Genomic DNA, 22597 nt, shown 5'->3' on the forward strand with positions numbered 1-22597 from the left:
GACTGAGTTTTAATTTTAAGTGTTTTTAATTGGATGCTTAGGCTATTTTTTAACTTTAGTCATCGCTAGCATCTGCTTATTTTCGATGATATCTGTGGTTTGAATCGCAGGCTCATTACGGTATTTATTACGCTGATAAACATCATGTGCACTCATTGCCATCGCACTGGCAACGCGCTTTGCAGAAATAGGATGCAAGGATAATGACTCTGAGACCAAAGGCGAGATGAGTTTAAACGCTTTTTGACCAATACTTTCAAGCGGGCGACCTTTATGCTTGCCCAGCAATAAAGAAGGACGCAGAATCACCAGCTGCTTAAAACCTAGCGCCATAATAGACTGCTCAGTTTCCGCTTTGACCCGATTGTATAAAAAGCGACTGTCGATGTCCGCATTCATTGAGGACAATAAAAAGAAGTTCTCAACACCTTTTTCTTGGCAGAGTTTGGCAAAATTGACATTATAATCATGGTCGATTTTTCGAAAAGCCTCATCACTACCCGCTTGCTTTTTGGTGGTACCAAGGCAGCTGAAAGCATCTGTCTTATTATCAGCGCCAACGCTGGCAAATATTTCAGCCAAGTTATCGAAATCATTGACCTGATAAAAGCGCATACTGGCATTGATATAGCGAGGCGGTCGCCGTGCAATCACAATTAACGTGTCATAAAGCTCACTAAGCTGCTTAACAAGATGCTGCCCGACCAATCCTGTTGCGCCAATCACAATTGCTTTTCGCTGCATAGCCTATCCATTTATATAATGTTGGAATATGTATAATAAGAAGAAAGATGAGGGGTAAACGCTTATCATCAACGCTTTTCACTAACGTCTTTGCCCTTTGTATCATAGGTATCATACCTAAATTCAGAGATAACTGACGCTATTCTACACAATTTATTGTAAGAGATTTTATCCGCCATCAAATTGATTGCACCAATCAGTCGTTTTAAGCCGCCACTTTTGCTAGATATTTTGCTCGTTTGCTTAATAAAACGCTTATTAACCACCCTAAAAACCAGCAATCCGTGTGCTAGCATAACTTCTTTTACGCATTAATCATCAAATATATTGTTCTAAGCGCAATAATTTGCTAAGATAACCGGCTTTACACGTCAACGCTGTTTAATTATTCCAAACAGTTCTGGCGCTTGCGATGATCTATTACTAATTTAGGTGCCTTTAATAACAGATAGGTATTCTAATATCAGACATCGACATCATGTTTGGCGAGAGGCTGCTCGTCACCGATGATTGTTAAACCCATTATTATTGCAATCAACATTCATATTTTTATCTGTCTTTATCAAGGAGATACGCGTGGCTAATACTGCACAAGCTCGTAAACGCGCCCGTCAAAACACCAAACGTCGTCAGAACTCTGCGTCACAACGCTCTATGGTTCGTACTTATCTAAAACGTGTTGACGCGGCTATCGCTGCTAAAGATTATGACGCGGCTACCGAAGCTTACAAAAAAGCGGTACCGGTTCTTGATCGTATGGCTGACAAAGGTATTATTCATAAGAATAAAGCTGCTCGTCGTAAGAGCCGCCTAAACAAAACCATCAAAGGCTTACAAGCTTAAGATTGGTTGCGTTTAGACCGCATTGCACTTTTATAGTGTGATGACTAAAACCTTGTTACCAGTTCTAATACTGGGGCAAGGTTTTTTTATGCCTGTTTATTTATCACTTCATTTATCATTTATAACTGCTTAAAAGTGTTTAACAGTTTTAGAAAATGATGTTTAGCAAAAAACACTTAGGTCCATTTTACTTCTGGTGGCAATAGCAATTTATTAGGATGAAAGCCGGCCGCACGGTAACTGTCAAGCAAAGTATGAATCGGGCGCACATAAACTTCACCGCGCCAGACGAAATAAGCACTGGCCTGCTCAAATGGCTTATCATCAAACCACAAGAACACCCCTTCCATCATCTTTGGCCAGTCATTCCAATCAATCTCAGTCACATCAAACATCACCGCCAAAAACGCTGACAACAAGGTATCATGACTGACGGCAAGCATTAAATGCCCATGCTCAGGCTGATTTTGGTAAAACAGTGATAAAAGATCAAGCCCACCTTGATAGGCGTTTTTGGTACCTTCAAGATTGCCTTGTAAAAAGCGATTGATAAAATTGAGCACGCCAATTTCTTTAAATATGGGAGTGGCAATCTCAGGTTCAGTCACCAGACTACCGGGTTCGACCAATAATGATTGATGCGAGATATCACGTTGTAGCCCCGCGCCTGCTTGCATCAGCTGCGCGGTATCAATACAACGCCCAATCGGGCTTGAGATACTATCGACATCGAGCGAATACGGCAGATGTCCTGCCAACCAGCGCCCCCAAGACTTGGCTAAGACGCGACCTTTTTGGGTCAGCGGCAACTGATAACTGGCAAAACCATTACCGTCAGAGCGCTCACGTAAAGAATGTCTGGTAAATAAAATCAGCCGTTTATCCGTAGGCAGTAAGCCGACCGAAGACATCATACTGTCAGGTAAGTGCGAGGGCGCTGGTGCACTTGGCGTGTGACTCGCACGCTGCGCAGCGGATAGTTTTGATAGGGTGTTATTAGGCAGTTTACTCATGATAGCAAGCGTAGCAGATTTTTTGACATCAATGAACAAAATATAAGTTCAGTTGCAATATAGCGTATCTTTATAAATTTAAACGCTTAGTTAAGACGATTTATCAAATCTCAATCACCTTATCCCAAGCAAATGCTAATGCAGTACTGCTCACCTCATTCGGATAGGCACGCGGATTGACGATGACTCGCGTCTTATTGATTTGATAGTCAAAGGCTTCATGGGTATGGCCATGCACCCAAAGCGTGGGCGCCCAATCTTCATACATCCAGCTCGATAAATCACTGACAAAAGCGGCATTGCTTGGCAGCTCAGCATACTTCTCAGACACAGATAACGGGCTGATACTATGATGACTCATGACCACAGTTTTCTTACCCAGTGCTTTAGCAGTTATTAATGCTTGCTGTAACCATCGGCGCTGCTCAGCATGGATTTGCATTGATACTTCAGGTGAAAACAGCTCGCCACCGGCATAAATTTGCTTATAGTCACGCATAAAACGCCTAGCCGCTGCCATGGTATCTTCGTTGGCTTGGTATTGATAATCTGTCCATAGCGTACAGCCTAGAATTCGCACCTCGCCAATATCGATATGCTGACACTGTAACACGCGCACGCCTTGTTTTAATTCACTATTATAATCATCCCAAGTCGCAAGCTTCTTATCAAAGTGCAGCACATCTTCGTTGAAGTACTCATGATTGCCGGAGATGGTAATTAATGGCACTTGTAAGCGCGCTGCTTGCTCTTGTAGCCATGGCATACCACTATCACTGTTGGCAGTGTCCCCCGCTACTAGCACCACATCTGCTTCCGTTTTCGGGATATGCCCTAGCGGATGCGACTGACGAGCATAGCTGTCAATATGTAAGTCACTTAAAATCTGTAATTTCATAGGTTTTACTATTGTCCCATCATGCCATTTGCAAAAACTTGAAGATAAAAAACTGTCTATATCTAGGCTTACTATCAACATAAATTTAACCAGTGTAGCACTTTTTTCATAACTGGCAAAAAGTAAAAAAGACAGCGTGTTAGGCTGTCTTTTCATAGTTATGCTGCTAAAAACCTCAAAACAGATTATAAAATTTTAGACGCTCTATCTATAATCAGATACTTTGAAGTATCGTTTGTAATTTAGCCGCAGGATTTGTTGCTTGGGTAATGGAGCGCCCAATTACTAAATAGTCAGAGCCATCATTTAACGCTTGTTTCGGCGTGCAAATGCGTTTTTGATCATCGACATTGTCGTCTAACAGGCGAATACCCGGGGTAATTAGCTTGAAATCTTGACCACATAGCTGCTTAAGCGTTTTGGCTTCTTGCGCTGAACATACCACGCCATCAAGACCTGCTTGCTTAGTCAATTGTGCTAAGCGGCTTACTTGTACATCTAAGTCGTCCGTGATGCCCGTTTGCATCAATGCTTGGTTATCCATAGAGGTCAGTACGGTAACAGCGATTAGCAAGGTTTCAAAATTACCGTCTAACAAGCGTTGTTTGGCTAATGACATCGCCTCTAAGCCCGCACTTGCATGGACGTTGACCATCCATACGCCAAGCTCAGCTGCCGCCAAGACCGCTTGTGCTGTGGTATTAGGGATATCATGGAATTTCAAGTCCAAAAACACCTCAAAATCGCGCTGATGTAGCGCTCTAACTATCTCAGGACCACAGCGGGTAAACAGCTCTTTACCTACCTTTAAGCGACATAACGCCGGATCTAATTGGTCAGCCAGTGCTAACGAGGCATCTCTCGTCATGTTATCTAAAGCAACGACGACGGGAGAGGTATTTGCGTTATTCATAGTTGTGCCACTTTCTATCGGGTTTATCAAATGATTGTATATAGAGCTATTAGAAATAGAATGGTCATCTGACCGACTAATAATCTCGCTTTTGCTTGGTTAACATTGCACCATCATCTACATCGCTGACGCTACCATCTTGCACATTGGTCGCTGTCGCACCATAAACCGCTTCTTCTACCAACGGCGCGTTTGCTTGACGGTCAATAACAATATTGGCTTGTGTCACCTGCTCTTGCAGATTGGCATTTAATTTTTGTAGACGTGAGATTTCCCACTTATTTTGTAGCACACGGAACATGAGTAAAGCTAGTAGCATACCAATGATGATGCCGAGTATCAGGCACAGAATCAGCAATAAGCCCAGGTTCATCGTCGGTGCTTGGGAAAATAATAAGTTCACCCCAACTTCAGTATTATTGGCTAATACTAAACCTAGCGAATAAGCAAAGCTCAAAAACAGTAATACCAGCAGTAAAATGCGCATCAGACGTATCCTTGTGTGTTGAATAGTATGAACAGTTTAGCAAATAACGCAGCCATAGCGACTGCTAGTAAAGGTTTTCAATATCTAGCCTCTTATATAAAAAGACTGGTTTTATATCTCTTAGCTTATTCGTTTTGGTTTAATGATAAAAAGTCTAAACCTTAAAAATCGTTAATAGTAAGATTCTTTAATCAGAAAAAACTTTAATAGTAAGACGTCTTAGTAATCAGCAACTTTAATAATTATAAAATTAAACGTCTTACTATTCTGCTTATGTTCCTAACCGTGGGCTACTTTATCATTGACGGCTTCACGTAGTGCTTTGCCAGGTTTAAAATGTGGAATGGCTTTGGCAGGTACTGGTACGCTTTCGCCTGTTTTAGGGTTGCGTCCCATACGTGCACGGCGATGATGGAGACAAAAACTACCAAAGCCGCGCACCTCTACTCGGCCGTCGTTGGCTAAAGTATCGGTCATCAAATTTAATATTTCGCGTACTGCATCATCGACAACGGTATCTGTCATGTTGTCACAATTCGCACTCAGATTACTAATAAATTCGGACTTGTTAATTGCTTGCTGCATTATCACACTGGCCTTATTGATTAATGGATAAGATGGTTGTGAGGTAAATTGTCATTTTATGACTATTTAGGTTTACGTTCACATCTCGTTACTCAATGTTGCAAATGATAGCGGATATTGGCGCAAATGGAAATAAGAGTTTCCCCTTTTACAGGAAATCGTTAAGCATTTGCTTCATACCCAAATTTAATCACAAAAAAAAGCGACCGGAGTCGCTTTCTTTTTATATACTAATTATATCAACAATATACAGCTTACTGCATTTGTTCTTTGATCAAGTCACCAATAGTTTTTGGCTGTGCATCAGAACCGGCAGTAGTGCTAGTAGTGCTAGTGCTGCTTAGCTCTTTAATCGCTTGGCGCTCTTCAGCTTCGTCTTTCGCTTTAATTGACAAGCTGATGTTGCGAGTTTTACGATCAACACTGATGATTTTCGCTTCAACGTCATCACCAACTGTTAGATGCTTAGTCGCATCTTCAACGCGGTCACGTTGAATCTCAGAGGCACGTAGATATGCTTCAACTTCGTCAGCAAGCTCGATAGTAGCACCTTTAGCGTCTACTTCTTTTACTTTACCATTAACGATAGCACCGCGGTCATTGTTAACTAGGTATTCGTTGAATGGATCAGAGCTTAACTGCTTCACGCCTAGGCTGATACGGTTGGCTTCTGAATCTACAGACAATACCATTGCTTCAACGGTGTCGCCTTTGTTGTAGTTACGGATAGCTTCTTCGCCTGTTTCGTTCCAAGAGATATCAGATAGATGTACAAGACCATCGATACCACCGTCTAGACCGATAAAGATACCGAAGTCAGTGATAGATTTGATCGTACCAGTGATTTTATCACCGCGCTCATGTTTCTTATCAAACTCATCCCATGGATTGGCTAGAGTTTGTTTGATACCTAAGCTGATACGACGACGTTCTTCATCGATATCAAGAATCATCACTTCAACTTCGTCACCCACTTGAACAACTTTCGATGGATGGATATTTTTGTTGGTGTGATCCATTTCTGACACGTGTACCAAACCTTCAATACCTTCAGAAATTTCAGCGAAACAACCATAATCAGTTAGGTTGGTTACGCGTGCTTTAACCACACTACCGACTGGGTATGTGCCGCCAACGTTATCCCAAGGATCAGTACCAAGTTGTTTTAGACCTAGGCTTACGCGATTGCGCTCACGGTCAAACTTAAGTACTTTAACTTTTAGGTCTTGACCAACTTCAACCACCTCAGATGGGTGCTTGATACGGCGCCATGCCATGTCAGTGATGTGCAATAGACCATCAATACCACCAAGGTCAACGAACGCACCATAATCAGTTAGGTTCTTAACGATACCTTCGATCTCGATACCTTCTTCAAGCTTGTTCAATAGCTCTTCACGCTCAGCTGAGTTTTCAGCTTCCATAACAGCGCGGCGACTTACCACAACGTTGTTACGTTTTTGATCAAGTTTGATAACTTTAAATTCTAGCTCTTTGCCTTCTAGATGCGTAGTATCACGAATCGGACGGACGTCTACCAATGAACCTGGTAGGAACGCGCGAACTGAACCGATATCAACGGTAAAGCCGCCTTTTACTTTGCTAGAAATAATACCTTTAACGATCTCATCATTGTCAGAGATTTTCTCAAGGAAATTCCAAGTCTCAACGCGTTTGGCTTTTTCACGTGACAGTAAGGTTTGACCCATACCGTTATCAACCGCTTCAACCACAACATCGACACTATCGCCAACTTCAACTTCAAGTTCGCCTTCTTCGCTTAAAAACTCTTCACGAGCGACGATACCTTCAGATTTAAGACCAGTATCTACTGTGATCCAATCGCTATCGATGGCCACAACAGTACCTGTGATAACCGAGCCACGCTCGATATCAAGACCTGTTTCTTCGATGCTCGCTTCAAATAGTTCAGCAAATGATTCCATTATGTCTACCTTTGTATAGCCGTATCCTGTCCAGCACAGTACGGATCAAATTTATGACTGTATAAAACGAAATACTGGTTTTATATCTTATATAGTCATATAAAAAAACCTTTGTTGCTAATAAGCGCCTTATGTCTAAACACGATTCTATGAAAGCAGTTTTATAAATACAGCTTCATAAATACGATGTCTATCGGAATCATTAGCAACAACTGTCTTACTTATACTTATATAATTTTATACTAAAATGAAAGCCATAGGAAACTTTTTAGTACTTAATATGTTGTTTTTATTAACGATTAAAGCAAATACCTTGATCTTGACAATGTTTTTTTACAAGCTCATAAACCGCATCAGCGTCTAGGTTAGAACTATCTAAAACCAGCGCGTCTTCTGCAGGTTTTGACGGTGCCGTTGCACGGTTTTCATCACGATCATCACGCGCTTTAATCGTCGCAAGAATCGCTTCAAAATCGGCAGCTTGTCCCGCTTGTAAAAGCTGTGCCACGCGGCGCTCAGCACGGGCTTTGGCACTTGCCGTCAGATAGACCTTAACATCGGCATCTGGGAAAACCACGGTACCCATATCACGACCATCGGCAACCAATCCTGATTGGGTCGCCATATCTTGCTGCAATTTAAGCAAGGCTTGACGTACCTTTGGATAAACTGCGACTCGTGAAGCATAACCACCGACAGTTTCATTGCGTACTTGCTCGCCAATCTTAGTACCATTAACAATGATATCCACGCGTCCTGAATCACTATTAGGCTCAAAAACTATTTGCAAGCTTTGAGTCAATGCTAATAGCGCCGCCTCATCGATACTTTGCTCGCCATCTACATTGAGCAAACCGGCTTCAAATGCCTTTAGACCAACAATGCGATATAACGCCCCTGAATCTAGCAGCTGATACCCTAACGTTTGTGCTAAGCGCCACGTAACCGTGCCTTTACCTGCCCCACTTGAACCATCAATACAGATAACCGGATAGCGCAATGACGAAATGTCGCTATTATTATCATTAGTATTGGATGTAAAAGCAGTCATAACAGTCACTTAATCGTCGGTACAGCTTACAAAATGGCAAATGGCGTAAATTTCCACTGGTTTATCAAACGCTTGCACGCCAATAAACGTGTTCGTAAGCAAATAGGGCGATAGTATAGCAAACAAACCTTCCTATCACTAGCAATGAGCATAATATCTTGTTAATGGTTTATGCTCACTTTTATTTTTAGCGCTTATCCTTTTTTAACGCTTGGCGGCGCTGACGAAAAAAAGCCTTTAGCATCTGACTGCTATGCTCACTACATAAGCCTTTATGTACTTGAATACTATGGTTATAAAATGGCTGGGCAGCCAAGTCCATTTGACTGCCAACCATGCCAGCCCTCGGCTCACTTGCCGCATAGACAAGTCTATCCACTCGAGCATGAATCAGCGCCCCAATACACATGGTACACGGCTCTAAAGTCACATATAACGTCGTCTGTAATGGCAAGCGATAGTTGTTTAAACCCATGCAAGCATCTCTTAAAGCGACAATTTCAGCATGAGCCGTGGCATCATGACGTCCAATCGGCTCATTAAATCCTTGCCCAATTACTTGCTGATTGTGCACCAGTATCGCCCCTACTGGCACTTCTTCACGCGCGGCACCTTGTTTGGCAAGCTTAAGGGCTTTTTGCATCCACTTAACATCTTCAATCAACCAAAAGGTACTTGCCGATATCAGGCTGCTCGTTAATTGATAAGGCTGCAAGCTTATCGTTTGTCTATGTTTCATTTATCAGGACAACTATTATTTTGAATATTAATAGAACTATTATTTTAAAAACCACTTTTGACGATTATTTTCAACAGCTACTGTGGCAGCTGCCAGTCAATTGGCGTTCGACCATACTGTAGTAGATAATCATTGGTTTTAGAAAATGGCTTAGAGCCGAAAAACCCACCACGGTTAGCAGCCAACGGTGAAGGATGTACAGCCGTCAAAATCAGATGTTTATCAGTATTAATATATTTGCCTTTTTTCTGCGCTTTACTACCCCACAATATAAATACCGTATGCTCTGTTTGTTCATTGACCACATCAATGACCGCATCGGTAAACTGCTCCCAACCTTTATTCTGATGACTATTTGGCTCCCCTTCTCTCACGGTCAATGAGCTATTTAATAACAATACGCCTTGCTGTGCCCAGTAGGTCAGGTCACCATGTTTTGACGGCGCGATACCTATGTCACTTGCCATCTCTTTCAATAAATTATTCAGTGACGGTGGTTTTGGAATGGCTTTGGGCACTGAAAATGATAAGCCCATTGCTTGTCCTGGTCCGTGATAAGGATCTTGACCTAAAATCACGACTTTAACCTGTGATAAAGGGGTTAAATCTAACGCATTAAACATCAAAGGGGCTGGTGGATAGATACTATCGTCTGATTGATAGGCTTCCTTTAAAAATGCGCGCAAGTTATCCATATTGTCAGAAGTTAATTCTTCTGCTAAGGCGTTTTTCCAGTCTTCTGGTAAGCGTACATTGTCTAAAATAGCTTGTTTTTGTGCCTCTGTCTTTGTTGCTTGTACATCAAGTAATGTCATAATCAATCCTTTTTTATTTGTTATCAGGATACGCTAACACTGATATTAGCAAAATATTGGCGCTGCTACGTGATAATTAGCAATAAAAAAAACGGCTACCGCAGTAACCGTTTTTATAACGCAGTAACCATTCTTATGATACTAACAGCAAAAACTGCCTAGCTGGCTAATGATTCAGAGTCTGGATGCGGCTCATGTGTCTCAACAACCGTTAGAATAATACGACTGTCAGAGGAGCCTTTATCTGACCCTTTCTCAAGCTTAACCGCATTGCCGTCTTGATCTTTAGCATCTTCAGGTTCCAAGGTCAGATGGACAACCCCGCCGTTTACCAAGTTGCCAAACAAAATCATGCTTGCCAATGGTTTCTTAATCTCGTCTTGAATCAGACGCTGCATAGGACGCGCACCCATGAGGCGATCATAACCTTTATCCGCTAAGTAATCACGTACCTCATCATCAATCTCTAGCGTTACTTGTTTATCATCAAGCTGGACTTGTAGCTCAACCAAGAACTTATCGACTACAGAGACGACGACAGAGGTATCCAGTGGATTAAATTGAATGATGGCATCAAGACGGTTACGGAACTCAGGCGTAAACACACGTTTGAGCGCCTCAGTATTATCACGGCTATGGTCTTGCTGTGTGAAGCCCATAGAAGAACGACTGATACTATCCGCACCAACGTTGGTGGTCATAATCACAATCACTTGCTTAAAGATAGCGACGCGACCGTTGTTATCAGTCAAGGTACCATGATCCATCACTTGCAATAACAAGTTAAAGACATCTGGATGGGCTTTTTCGATTTCATCAAGCAACAACACGCAATGCGGATGCTGATTGATTTTTTCGGTAAGCAAACCGCCTTGGTCATAGCCAACATAACCTGGAGGCGCACCTATCAGACGTGAAGCAGTATGCGCTTCCATATACTCTGACATATCAAAGCGTACCAACTCGACGCCTAATAAGTTTGCTAGCTGACGCGAGACCTCTGTTTTACCAACCCCGGTAGGACCAGCAAACATAAATGAACCAATTGGCTTATCGGGTGCTTTAAGACCGGCACGCGATAATTTAATTGCATCGGCTAAGGTTTCAATCGCTTCATCTTGCCCAAACACCAAGTGCTTCAAATCACGGTCTAAATGCTGAAGAATACTCTTATCATCACTGGATACGGATTTGGGTGGAATACGCGCAAGCTTGGCAACGATAGCTTCAATATCAGCGACATCAATTTTTATCGGTGCACGTTTGCCTTTAGATTTTTTAGACCCATCAGCTTTTGCTCTATCGTTGGCTTTGGCAGCATTTGCTTCGTCTTGCATCTCATTGACCGTGCCTATCTCATCAATACTGTCGTCATCAACGCCCTCAAAACCTTCTTCATCGGCATCGATTTGCGCATCAAAATCTTGCTCTAAATCAGCGATAAAGCTTTCTTCGGCGTCAATATCGTCCAAATCAGCGACGATACCCAAACGCTTATACGCACCGGCTTCATCGATGACATCGATGGCTTTATCCGGTAAAAAACGCTCGTGGATATGTTTGGCTGATAATTGAACGGCCGTTACCAAGGCCTCGTCGGTATATTCGACATTATGGAACTCTTCGTAGCGCGGTTTCAGCCCACGTAAGATATCGATACTGTCATCAACACTTGGCTCTTTCACATCAATCTTTTGGAAACGACGTGACAATGCGTGATCTTTTTCAAACACCTGACGATATTCAGTAAAGGTTGTCGAGCCAATGCAGCGCAGCTCACCATTGGCAAGTGCCGGTTTGATTAAGTTTGATACATCCATATTGCTACTCATTGACGAGCCTGCGCCAATAATCATATGAATCTCATCAATAAACAAAATTGCATTGGGCTTTTTCTTTAGCGCATCAAGCAGCGACTTCATGCGTTTTTCAAAATCACCACGATACTTAGTACCGGCGATTAGCGAGCCGATATCTAGACTATAAATCACGCAGCCGTTGAGTGGCTTCGGTGCTTTATCATTGATAATCAACCACGCCAAACCTTCTGCAATCGAGGTTTTACCCACGCCCGGTTCACCCACCAATAACGGGTTATTTTTACGGCGACGACATAACACTTGGGCCGCGCGCTCAATTTCAGGGCCACGGCCAATTAATGGATCGGTTTTACCTTCAGCGGCGCGTTGGTTTAAGTTGGTCGCAAATTCGACCAAGGGATCTTTACTGGTCTTTTCTGAGGCACTACGGCGCTCACCTGTCATCGAAGCACGTGGCTCAGATGGCTCGTCTTTATCTTGACCGTGTGATAAATACTGAGTCAGCTCAAGGCGACTGATGCCCTGCTTTTTGAGCAAATAAACGGCGTAAGTATCATGCTCTGAAAACATCGATACCAAAATATCAGACCCTTCAACCAGACGACCGCCACCAATAGACTGCACATGGAAAATAGCCCGTTGCAGGATACGATCAAAGCTTTGGGTCGGTTGTGGTGATTGCTCAGTCTCAGCATCGACCGTTGGCGTATGCTTATTGATATAAGCTTCAAGCTCGCTACGCAAGGTTGAGACATTGGCATTGCAAGCAGTCAACGTATTGGCAGCATTGGTATTTTCTAATAATGCCAGTAGTAGATGTTCAACAGTGAGATACTCATGCGATTTTTGGCGCGCAAGTGTCATTGCTAAACGCAAAGAAACTTCAAGATGACGACTTAACATAAGGACTTCCTACGGTTGTACCTATCTTATTATTGATAGCTTTATGAATGAGTTAGTAACTAAATCAGGGCGATAGATGGATTGTTCAAGGGCTATGTTAGGTTTATTAAGAGACTTTACTCAATGTTATTCAATACCGACTTCCATGACGTAGACATTATTTTCAGCTTACCTTTATATCAACATGATACTTAAAGATAGTCAATCTATTAACGCCGATTAAAATGTATCGAAGTGTCCACCAAGCTTGTTAGAAGCATTGATACAGCCAAAAAACCATAAGCAATAAAGTAATGTGAGCGTATATTTTCGAGATTGGTTGTTGAATATAGCAGAGATAAAAATGCTAAAACGATTTAAAAAAACGAGGGGTAAACTGAGATTAAGTGTACAAGAGTATACTTTAATATATAGGGCTATATCAGAGGAAAATCAAGTCTAAAATGAAAGGGTTAGACATATTAAAGAGACAATAACTGGCGAGATACTAAATTTGCAGACATTAGACTTAAAGTGAGTCAATATATTAGAGCAAACCATTAAATAACTCATCAGGCTTGCTCTATTTCTCTAGGTTAGAAAGCATTTTGAAGGGTAAAAGCTAATGGTATAAATAAGATAGTAGCAATTGACATAAAAACAGAGTTCATATAAATAGGGAAAATGTAGAAAACTTATCACAGAAGCGTGCTAAAAAACTATTCGCCTTGATGCGGCTCTATTTGAGTCAATAAAGGATAGCCTTCACGGTGCGCAAGGCTATTAACTTTTTTAGCTTTGGTTTCAGCAATGTCTTTTGGATAAATACCCGCAATACCTTTGCTACTATTATGAATGGTCAGCATAATCTCAACCGCTGAATCCATACTATGACGGAATTCTGACTGCAGCACATAAACGACAAACTCCATCGGCGTGTAGTTATCGTTATACATCACCACCGCATACATCGGTGGTTTTGCCACTTCTGGCTCTGCCACTAATACGTCAGCTTGCGGTGTGGTTTCACCTTCAGGATCGCCATCTTGCGCAAAATGCGTCGGTATATTGGGGAAATGCCAATCCGCAACGGTGGGCGTTGATTGTAATAGGGTTTGTTTTATCATAATTAGAATACAAATTAATAGGTGTGTTTATAACAACATAAAGGGGGATTAAAAAAGATTGGCAGACATGCTGATATGTCACTAGGCCAGCCATTGGACACAGCAACATAAAAATAGTAAAAGATGCAAACAATAACTCTCAATCAAACCTTAAAAGATTAAGGTTCAATCGGGCTTTCATCAACCTCTGGTAAGTCTAATAACGACAGCGGCATATTATCAACCTTGTCGCCAAGCTTCCAATCGTATAATTGCTCTACTTCCTGTCCACCTGCTCGCAAGCTCAGCTTAACCTGCAACGGCTTAAAGCCTGACGGCATCATAAAGCGTCCGCGAATTCGCGTAATTCCTTCAATGGTATAACTTGCTGGCTCTAATGGCACTTCTACAAAGTCATCGTCATTGAGCAAGGTTAACGTTGGTTTTAAGCGCTTCGCTTTACCATCGCTGGCAAGCATACCAATATCGAAGCCATATTCAAAAGCATTCTCAGGTAGAGGTTCAATTTTCGCGCCAAGTATCTGTAATGGCATACCACCTTGTTCGCTAATGATTTCGGCATATATCTCATTAAGCTGCGCCACTTGTTTGTTTTCAACCGTCAGTTCTTGCTGATTTTCGCGTAGCTCTTTTAGGTTTGCCAAACTTATTTCTAGCTCTTGCTTAGCGGTAGCCGCTTCATTGGTCGCGATCTTACTGCTAAGACGTAAATCTTTTAGCTCTTGCGTCGCCTCTTTACTGGTAATAACTGCTTGCTTGGCTTCCGTTTGCATCGAATAATAGCCGCGCTGATAGCCAAGCTTATGACCAAATAACAGCCCAACCCCCGCAGTTACCAATATCGCCACCACAAATAATGCCAATACTAAAGTAGACGCACCTTGCTGTGACTGACTGATGCCATGGCGACTGATAGCCGCAGTATTACTACGATAACAATTACGATAATCAGGGTAAGAGAGATGCAGACTACCCTCCAAATCATAAGAAATAGAGTCTTGGCACGCTAAACGTGCTGGCTGTGGGCAAAGGCGTAGTACACTCTTCAAACGCATTTAGACAGTATCTCTTAACAGTAAGGGCAGGTTATTATAGCGGAATTTATAATCAATACCTAGCGCCATAAACATGAAGGATTTGATAATAGATAAACATCTGTTAAGGAACGATAGGGGCAAAGTTTAAGCCCATTGATTCATCGAAACCAAACATCACATTCATATTTTGCACCGCTTGCCCAGCCGCACCTTTCACCAAGTTGTCTTGCACGACAATCACCGTCAGCTCGGCACGCGCATTGTTTTGATGGATACCAATACGCAGGCGATTGCTGGCACGCACACTGCGCGTATCAGGATAAAGACCCTTTGGCATCACATCCACAAAGGGTTCTGCAGCGTAGCTTGTCTCAAATACTTGCTGCCAATCAATAGCAGCGCCTGCATCCGTCAGCTCAAGATGAATAGAGCTGAGCATCCCGCGTATCATCGGCACAAGATGGGGTAAAAAACGGATACGATGGCTAAATTGACTCTCTAATAACTGAGCAACACCCTGCTCAATCTCCGGTAAATGCCGATGACCTTCAACGCTATAGGCTTTGAAATTGTCTGTGGTTTCAGCATAGTTAAGGGCAAGCTTTGCTTGACGACCCGCGCCCGAAACGCCAGATTTCGCATCGATAACGATACGTGATTCAACCAGTCTTTCTGCTTGCTTATTTTGCGCATCGATAATGGGTTTTAAGCCCAAGATAGCTGTGGTTGGATAACAGCCAGGGTTACCGACCACCAAAGCATCGGCAAGTTTTTCACGGTTGACTTCAGGTAAGCCATAAACGGCTGTCTTTAATAATTCAGGACAGGCATGGGCTTGCTGATACCAGTGCTCAAAATCTGCTAATGACTGCAAGCGAAAATCGGCCGCCAAATCAATGACCTTTACGCCGGCTGCCGTTAATGCCTCTGCTTGCTTCATTGCCACGCCATGCGGGGTCGCAAAGAATACCACATCGCATTTTTGCAAGGTCGCTAGCGTCTCATCACCTAAATCGCTAAAAACGATATCGGAGATGCCGCGTAAGCTTGGGAATATCTCATCAGCTCGGGTGCCAGCTTCGCTACGTGAGGTTAGCAAATCAATAGACACTTCAGGATGGGCAGATAATAAGCGAATCAGCTCAATACCTGTATAGCCTGTGCCGCCGACAATCGCTGCTGAAATCATAAGATATCCCTTTTTCTTTTATGCAGTTTCTTACTCAATTAATGGTAGATAGCTATAATGTCTACACCTAAGTATAAACATCATAGCGTGTAAATTTAATAACGTCTAAATTTAATAACGTCTAAATTTAATAGCGTGTAAATTTAATAACGTCTAAATTTAATAGCGTCTAAATTTAATAGCGTCTAAATTTAATAGCGTCTAAATTTAATAACGTCTAAATTTAATAGCGTCTAAATTTAATAGCGTCTAAATTTAATAGCGTCTAAATTTATCGCTTTTAATAAACTTACGCTTCTTAATGTTAACTAATTTTAAAAACTAGCGACATTAAATCTTATAGTCATGTATCGCATCGATAAAGACTTTGGCATTATCAGGGTCGACCCACTGGGTAATACCGTGACCTAAGTTTGCCACATAGCCTGTTTTTTCACCATTGGCATAAGCGCTATCTAGCATGGCATTGACTTCAGCACGGATAGTCGCAGGCGAACCATATAAAGTCGCAGGATCTAAATTACCCTGAATGGCTTTGCTACTTTGTAGTTTTTTATGGTGCTTGGTCAACTGGCGCTGACTTTCGGTCAAGACTTGACGGGCGCGATCAATAGGCATCGTCCAGTCTAAACCCAAGGCATCGGCTTCACTATCCGCTTGCACATCAAGCCATAATCCGCCGCCTTTGGTAAACAATACCACTGGTATTTCAGGATGACGTACCTTTAGTTCAGCGACAATGCGCTTATTATAAGCATGAGAGAAATCGACAAATTGACGATGGCCAAGCGCCCCGCCCCAGCTATCAAATATCTGTAATATTTGCGCCCCAGCGACCACTTGCGCATCTAGATAATCGATTACTGACGTTGCTAACTTGTCTAATAATTGATGTAAAAACTCAGGATTGCTATATAAAAAACCTTTGGTATAGCGATAATCTTTTGAGCTACCCCCTTCAATCATATAAGTCGCTAGCGTCCAAGGACTGCCAGAAAAACCAAATAATGGCACTTGTCCGTTTAAGGCTTTACGAATACTTGTCACCGCACGCATGACATAATCAAGCGAATCATTGACATCGAGTACTGGCAATCTATCTAAATCTGCCTGCGTACGAATAGGGTGTTTAAACTTTGGGCCTTCACCGGTTTCAAAGTATAAGCCCAATCCCATCGCATCAGGAATGGTTAAAATATCACTAAATAAAATCGCAGCGTCCAAGTCATAACGACGTAATGGCTGCAAAGTAACTTCGGTAGCGCGCGCGGTGTCTTTACATAGACTCATAAAGTCACCCGCTTCAGCGCGAGTGGCTTTATATTCTGGTAAATAACGACCGGCTTGGCGCATCATCCACACAGGCGTGGTATCTATCGGCTCAAAGCGCAAGGCGCGTAACAATCTATCGTTCTTTAAAGGCGCAAAATTCTGCTCTAGCGCGTTATTATTGTCTGAAGCACTCATGTACAAATCTCCAAAACAGCCCCATCGTTATTCAAATGAACAGTTAAGCAGTTGAATAACAGGGCTGGATAAAATAAGTTAAAGAAAAGAATATTAAAACGCTCAGATAGCGACACTCTATTACAAAATTCCAAACATGCTAAATGATTGGTTAACAGGCATCAGGTTAGCCTTCATGAAACAATATCTAGGATTTTTAGAGCGTCATTTGCTGTTAGCCTTTAATCAATAATATCGTGCTTATGTCTATCTTGCTTACATATAGAATAGGGTAAATAACTTAAACGGTCTACATAGTCAGCGCTAAGTTATCACGGTGTACCATGACCACGCGCTCTTCATTGTTACCAAGGATTCTATCAAACTGCTCCGTACGCTCACGAGCCACACGGCAAGCATCACGCGATGAGAAGTTCACTTGACCGACAGCGATACGCTCGCCCGTATCTTGATGCACAATCTCAACCACATCACCTTCATCGAAATCGCCGCGGACTTCTACCACACCGACCGGTAGTAAGCTTTTGTGATGTTCAACGACCGCTTTTGCAGCGCCGGCATCGACAAGCAAAGAACCTGACATGCGCAAATGTGCCGCTAGCCACTGTTTACGTGCAATGATTTTATCTTCGTCATTGGTGGTCAATAACGTACCGACGGCTTCACCTGATACCACGCGAGTAATAACATCGTCGATAGCGCCACTCACGATGACCGTCGGACAACCGCCCATCGCAGCCAAGCGACCGGCACGGATTTTGGTCAGCATACCGCCGCGACCAAGTTTGCCGCCATCACCGGCGATATCAAATAAATAATCAGCCATCGCCCGCTCTTGGCGGATCATTTTGGCATTAGGATTATTACGGGGATTATCGGTAAAGACGCCTTCTTGATCGGTTAAGATAATATATAAATCAGCATTGACCATCGCCGCTGCCATCGCGCCTAAGGTATCATTATCGCCGAATTTAATCTCGTCAATGGTAATGGTATCGTTTTCATTAATCACTGGCAGCACGCGCCATTCTAATAATTGCGTCAACGCCCCCGTGGTATTTAAATAGCGACTACGATTAGACAAATCATCATGTGTCAGTAGCAGCTGCGAGCTTTGAATACCGTGCTGAATCAACGCTGACCACCAAGTTTCAATCAAGCCCATCTGACCGATAGACGCACAAGCTTGTAGCGCCGCCAGTTTCCTAGGACGCTCATCAAGATTCATGCGTACCACGCCTTCAGCAACCGCACCTGATGACACTAGTAACACTTCGACGCCTTGCTTATGCAGCTTGGCAATCTGCTTTGCCCACTCGTAGATGGCAGTTCGATCAAGCCCTCGCCCATTATTGGTTAATAACGATGAGCCAATCTTGACAATAACGCGCTGAATATCAAAGTTGCGAGCTTGCTTAACAAACCTTGCTTCTTCGGTCGTGTTCTCTATGTCAACTGCCATATAAACTCCTGTTGCTAGTGTAAAGTGATTACGGGGATTAAATTAAAAACTGTGCGCACACCTATTTAAAGAACGTAAACTTAAAGCACCTAACGTTAAAACTTGTGAACTTAATGCTCATAAAGTTAAATAAAATACACTTAAGGCACGTAAACCACTTCAACGCCATCATCATCTAGGTCGTCGTCATCTACATCGTCGTTTAAGTCAATGCCTTCACGCGCCGCTCTGCGAGCTGCACGATATGCTTCACGCTGTGCTTCGGTATTCAGACGCACTTCTGCTTCTAAGCGCTCAAAACGCTCTTTTTGTGCTTCAGCAAAAATAGGGTCTTCGATTTCACGCTCACGCTCACGCTCAATCTCATTCATTAAATGGTATTTAACGGCATCGACGCCTTCGCCAGTCAATGTCGCGGTACGGAATACAATACCTGTCCAACCAAGCTCAGCCACAATATGAGTACAAAGCTCATTTAGGTCTTCTTCGGCAACCTGATCGATTTTATTCAAGATTAAAATCTGTGGCAAATTGGCCAATTCAGGTGAAAAACGCTCAAGCTCATTTAAAATGATACGGGCGTTTTCTACTGGGTCACTGCCATCGATTGGTTTTACATCAACCAAGTGTAACAGACGACGCGTACGAGCGACATGCTTTAAAAAGCGAATGCCAAGTCCTGCGCCTTCTGAAGCGCCTTCGATTAAACCTGGAATGTCGGCCATGACAAATGAGCGATGACGACCGATATCGACCACGCCTAAATTTGGTACTAACGTGGTAAATGGATAATCGGCCACTTTTGGTCTAGCAGCAGAAACTTGACGGATAAAGGTCGATTTACCAGCATTAGGCAAACCAATTAAACCCACATCAGCCACAACTTTTAGCTCAAACTTAAGCACTTTTAATTCACCTTCAAAACCAGACGTGGCTTTGCGCGGTGCTTGGTTGGTCGAGCTTTTGAAATGGGTATTACCCAAACCACCATCGCCACCTTTGGCAATCAGTAAAGTTTGACCAAGCTCAATCAAATCACCTAGTACTTCGTCAGTTTCAGTATCGACCACAGTCGTACCAATTGGGACTGGCAAATAGATGTCATCAGAACCTTTACCAGCACAGTTCTTACTATGACCGTTTTCACCGCGCATGGCGTCATAACGACGGGTATAACGATAGTCAACTAAGGTGTTGGTGTTGTCTTCTGCAATGACATAGACATCTCCGCCCTTACCACCATCGCCACCATCAGGGCCACCGCGTGGGACATACTTTTCTCGGCGAAAACTGGCGATTCCGTTACCACCGTCACCTGCTTTTACCGTTACGACGGCTTCATCAATAAATCGCATCTTACGTTCCTTTATTTACCATCCAGTTTAAAAACTGGTTACAGTCAACGACTGTATTTTAGGTTGTAGCTATATGTTTGGGTAATTGTGAAAAACTTAATAATTATAAAAATTAATAACTATAAAATATCTCGAGTTTATAAAACTTCTTTAAAAAGTGTGCCAGTTAGAATGTAATGCCACTCTAACTTAGCATTTATTATGACAACAACACCCGATAACCATTCGGACTATCGGGTGTTTGAATACTACCTTTAACCATTTACACCGATTTATCTAGGATAAAACTTACTTTCGTATAGCTGTTTCATCTAAATAAAAGCAGCTAAAATAGTAGCCGTGCAATGTTTTACGCTGGAATTTGCGTATAGCTGATGCCAGCCATTTGCGTTGCCAAACGTAATACCTGCGTGCTATAGCCTACTTCGTTATCATACCAAATATAAACGATAGCATGGTTATCGGTCAAAATCGTTGCTTGGGCATCGACGATACCGACATGCGTATCACCGACAAAATCAGTCGATACCGCTTCAGTAGAATCCGTATAAGCAATCTGTGTTTGCCACTGACTGCTATTAGAAACTTTACGCATAAACTCATTTAACGCATCAGCACTAGCTGGCGCAGTTTTAAGGTTTAAGTTCAAAATGGCTAAGCTGACGTTTGGCGTTGGTACACGAATAGCATTACCGGTTAATTTACCGCTCAGCTCTGGTAGTGCTTTACCAACTGCTTTTGCCGCGCCAGTACTGGTGATAACCATATTCAATACCGCACTGCGGCCACGGCGATCGGCTTTATGATAGTTATCAATTAAGTTTTGATCGTTAGTAAACGAGTGAATGGTTTCAACGTGACCGTTTTCGATACCGTATTCATCATTTAAAACTTTTAACGTGGGGGTAATGGCGTTAGTCGTACAGCTGGCTGCACTGACGATAGTGTCATCGCCAACGGTATCGTTATTTACGCCATAGACGACGTTTTTGATATCGCCGCCTGCAGGAGCAGTTAGCAATACTTTTTTCACGCCAGTAGACTGTAAGTGTTTGCCAAGACCGGCTTCATCTTTCCAGATACCCGTGTTATCAATGACCAATGCATCCTTGATACCATAAGCAGTATAATCAATCTCGCTTGGGTCTTTGGCATAGATAACTTGCACAAAGCGGCCATTGATAATCAAACCATTGTTTTCATTGTCAACAACCACACCACCAGCGAAGCTACCATGGATTGAATCACGCTCTAGCAATGAAGCACGCTTGGCCAAATCACCCGCTGCTGCAGGACGTACAACAATCGCTTTTAGCTGCATACCCTTGGCACTTGATGCTTGTGATAACAATAGACGCGTTAAGATACGACCAATACGACCAAAACCATATAGCACGACATCCGTTGCGCCATTGCTAGCACCTTTATCAGTACCAATAGACTGTAAAGCCGCTTGTAAATCACTGTCATTAGCAATCAGCTGACCGACATCGATACGCGCCGCTTGGATATCTTTGCTCTCTGCAAGCGCTTTCACCATCGCTAACGTATCCGCGATATCGATAGATTTGGCATCTTGCTCACGTAGCGCCACTTTTTGATGCAATGCCAATATTTGACCTACAGAAGTCGTATCTAGCGTGTCGCCAAACAAAGTCACTTGTACATCTTGCTCATTATAAAGCTTATTCAAAAGCCCCATCAGCTCAATGGCTTGTTGCTCTTGTTGGTTATAATTGCTCAAGTGGTCTTGATGTAATTGGCGTAAGGTATCAGCGTTGCTCACGAGAAACATCCTTATGGTCAGTAATTAGGTAATCAGTAAAGTATGAAGAAATATAAATAGATAGGTCATTACTAAGTTAGGTAATGATTCTAAAACGATAACGCTCGACTATTGCGGCAGTGGTTATCGTCACCGTTTTTATCAGCGCAGTCTTTAGATAAGGGAGATTTTAGCTTAAAACGCCCTATTTTGCTAGTGATAACCGAATTTGTCCAACTTATCGCATTTTTCATTGCACTATTCATTGGGCTATTCATTACTCTATAAGTTACTTAATAAAAAATAAAAACAGCTTATGCTACCGTCCCATTTTTAATCGACTAAAACCAATGTAAAAACCTGATTAATATAAAATACTTAAATGGCTTTCAGTAACAAGCTACCAATAACTAGCTGTCAATAACAGACTATTAATAATTGATAATTAGTCATAATAGA

19 protein-coding genes are annotated in these 22597 nt (G+C 42.5%); 1 reads left to right on the plus strand and 18 read right to left on the minus strand.

Annotated elements, in window-relative coordinates; translation table 11 throughout:
- Positions 1-42 precede the first annotated feature (42 nt).
- The gene (locus JMX50_RS00405) at positions 43-744 is read right to left on the minus strand and encodes an NAD-dependent epimerase/dehydratase family protein (protein ID WP_201565432.1); all 702 of its coding nucleotides are present in this window, start codon (positions 742-744) and stop codon (positions 43-45) included.
- A 576-nt stretch (positions 745-1320) separates the two neighbouring features.
- Between JMX50_RS00405 and rpsT the strand changes: the two genes are divergently transcribed.
- Positions 1321-1587: a 30S ribosomal protein S20 gene (gene rpsT, locus JMX50_RS00410; protein WP_010200097.1), complete on the plus strand. Its 267-nt coding sequence runs from the start codon at positions 1321-1323 to the stop codon at positions 1585-1587.
- Between the two features lie 176 nt (positions 1588-1763).
- Here the strand turns inward: rpsT and JMX50_RS00415 are convergent, their stop codons facing one another.
- The 17 genes from JMX50_RS00415 to JMX50_RS00495 form a co-directional block, all read right to left on the minus strand.
- Complete coding sequence (locus tag JMX50_RS00415; RefSeq protein ID WP_201565434.1) at positions 1764-2600, minus strand: histidine phosphatase family protein; 837 nt, start codon at positions 2598-2600, stop codon at positions 1764-1766.
- Between the two features lie 103 nt (positions 2601-2703).
- Positions 2704-3498, minus strand: a complete 795-nt coding sequence (locus JMX50_RS00420) for a metallophosphoesterase (RefSeq protein WP_201565436.1) — start codon at positions 3496-3498, stop codon at positions 2704-2706.
- Positions 3499-3712: 214 nt separating this feature from the next.
- Positions 3713-4411 carry an orotidine-5'-phosphate decarboxylase gene (pyrF, locus tag JMX50_RS00425; RefSeq protein ID WP_201628029.1) on the minus strand — a complete coding sequence of 233 codons (699 nt, stop codon included), beginning with the start codon at positions 4409-4411 and terminating at the stop codon, positions 3713-3715.
- A 76-nt stretch (positions 4412-4487) separates the two neighbouring features.
- Positions 4488-4898: a lipopolysaccharide assembly protein LapA domain-containing protein gene (locus tag JMX50_RS00430; RefSeq protein WP_201628030.1), complete on the minus strand. Its 411-nt coding sequence runs from the start codon at positions 4896-4898 to the stop codon at positions 4488-4490.
- A gap of 279 nt (positions 4899-5177) precedes the next feature.
- Entirely contained in the window at positions 5178-5483 is a 306-nt protein-coding gene (locus JMX50_RS00435) for an integration host factor subunit beta (protein WP_183620940.1), read from the minus strand.
- A gap of 254 nt (positions 5484-5737) precedes the next feature.
- Positions 5738-7429, minus strand: a complete 1692-nt coding sequence (gene rpsA, locus JMX50_RS00440; RefSeq protein ID WP_201565441.1) for a 30S ribosomal protein S1 — start codon at positions 7427-7429, stop codon at positions 5738-5740.
- Between the two features lie 292 nt (positions 7430-7721).
- Positions 7722-8480 (minus strand): (d)CMP kinase, encoded by a 759-nt coding sequence (cmk, locus tag JMX50_RS00445; RefSeq protein WP_201628031.1) that lies wholly within the window; start codon positions 8478-8480, stop codon positions 7722-7724.
- A 187-nt stretch (positions 8481-8667) separates the two neighbouring features.
- Positions 8668-9219 carry a tRNA adenosine(34) deaminase TadA gene (gene tadA, locus JMX50_RS00450; RefSeq protein ID WP_201628032.1) on the minus strand — a complete coding sequence of 184 codons (552 nt, stop codon included), beginning with the start codon at positions 9217-9219 and terminating at the stop codon, positions 8668-8670.
- A gap of 77 nt (positions 9220-9296) precedes the next feature.
- Positions 9297-10034 carry a uracil-DNA glycosylase gene (locus JMX50_RS00455; RefSeq protein ID WP_201628033.1) on the minus strand — a complete coding sequence of 246 codons (738 nt, stop codon included), beginning with the start codon at positions 10032-10034 and terminating at the stop codon, positions 9297-9299.
- Positions 10035-10192: 158 nt separating this feature from the next.
- Positions 10193-12757: an AAA family ATPase gene (locus JMX50_RS00460; RefSeq protein ID WP_201628034.1), complete on the minus strand. Its 2565-nt coding sequence runs from the start codon at positions 12755-12757 to the stop codon at positions 10193-10195.
- 698 nt (positions 12758-13455) lie between these two features.
- Positions 13456-13863, minus strand: a complete 408-nt coding sequence (locus tag JMX50_RS00465; RefSeq protein WP_201565456.1) for an ATP-dependent Clp protease adaptor ClpS — start codon at positions 13861-13863, stop codon at positions 13456-13458.
- 158 nt (positions 13864-14021) lie between these two features.
- Complete coding sequence (locus JMX50_RS00470) at positions 14022-14918, minus strand: hypothetical protein (protein WP_201628035.1); 897 nt, start codon at positions 14916-14918, stop codon at positions 14022-14024.
- 103 nt (positions 14919-15021) lie between these two features.
- Positions 15022-16089: an N-acetyl-gamma-glutamyl-phosphate reductase gene (gene argC / locus JMX50_RS00475; protein ID WP_201628036.1), complete on the minus strand. Its 1068-nt coding sequence runs from the start codon at positions 16087-16089 to the stop codon at positions 15022-15024.
- Between the two features lie 330 nt (positions 16090-16419).
- Complete coding sequence (gene hemE, locus JMX50_RS00480; RefSeq protein WP_201628037.1) at positions 16420-17556, minus strand: uroporphyrinogen decarboxylase; 1137 nt, start codon at positions 17554-17556, stop codon at positions 16420-16422.
- Between the two features lie 289 nt (positions 17557-17845).
- Positions 17846-19018: a glutamate 5-kinase gene (proB, locus tag JMX50_RS00485; protein ID WP_201625671.1), complete on the minus strand. Its 1173-nt coding sequence runs from the start codon at positions 19016-19018 to the stop codon at positions 17846-17848.
- Between the two features lie 140 nt (positions 19019-19158).
- A complete protein-coding gene (cgtA, locus tag JMX50_RS00490; protein ID WP_201565473.1) occupies positions 19159-20373 on the minus strand; it encodes an Obg family GTPase CgtA in 1215 nt (404 codons plus the stop codon).
- A 349-nt stretch (positions 20374-20722) separates the two neighbouring features.
- Positions 20723-22168, minus strand: a complete 1446-nt coding sequence (locus JMX50_RS00495; protein WP_201620204.1) for a glyceraldehyde-3-phosphate dehydrogenase — start codon at positions 22166-22168, stop codon at positions 20723-20725.
- Positions 22169-22597: the final 429 nt, after the last annotated feature.

The organism is Psychrobacter maritimus (assembly GCF_904846345.1).
Lineage (GTDB): Bacteria > Pseudomonadota > Gammaproteobacteria > Pseudomonadales > Moraxellaceae > Psychrobacter > Psychrobacter maritimus.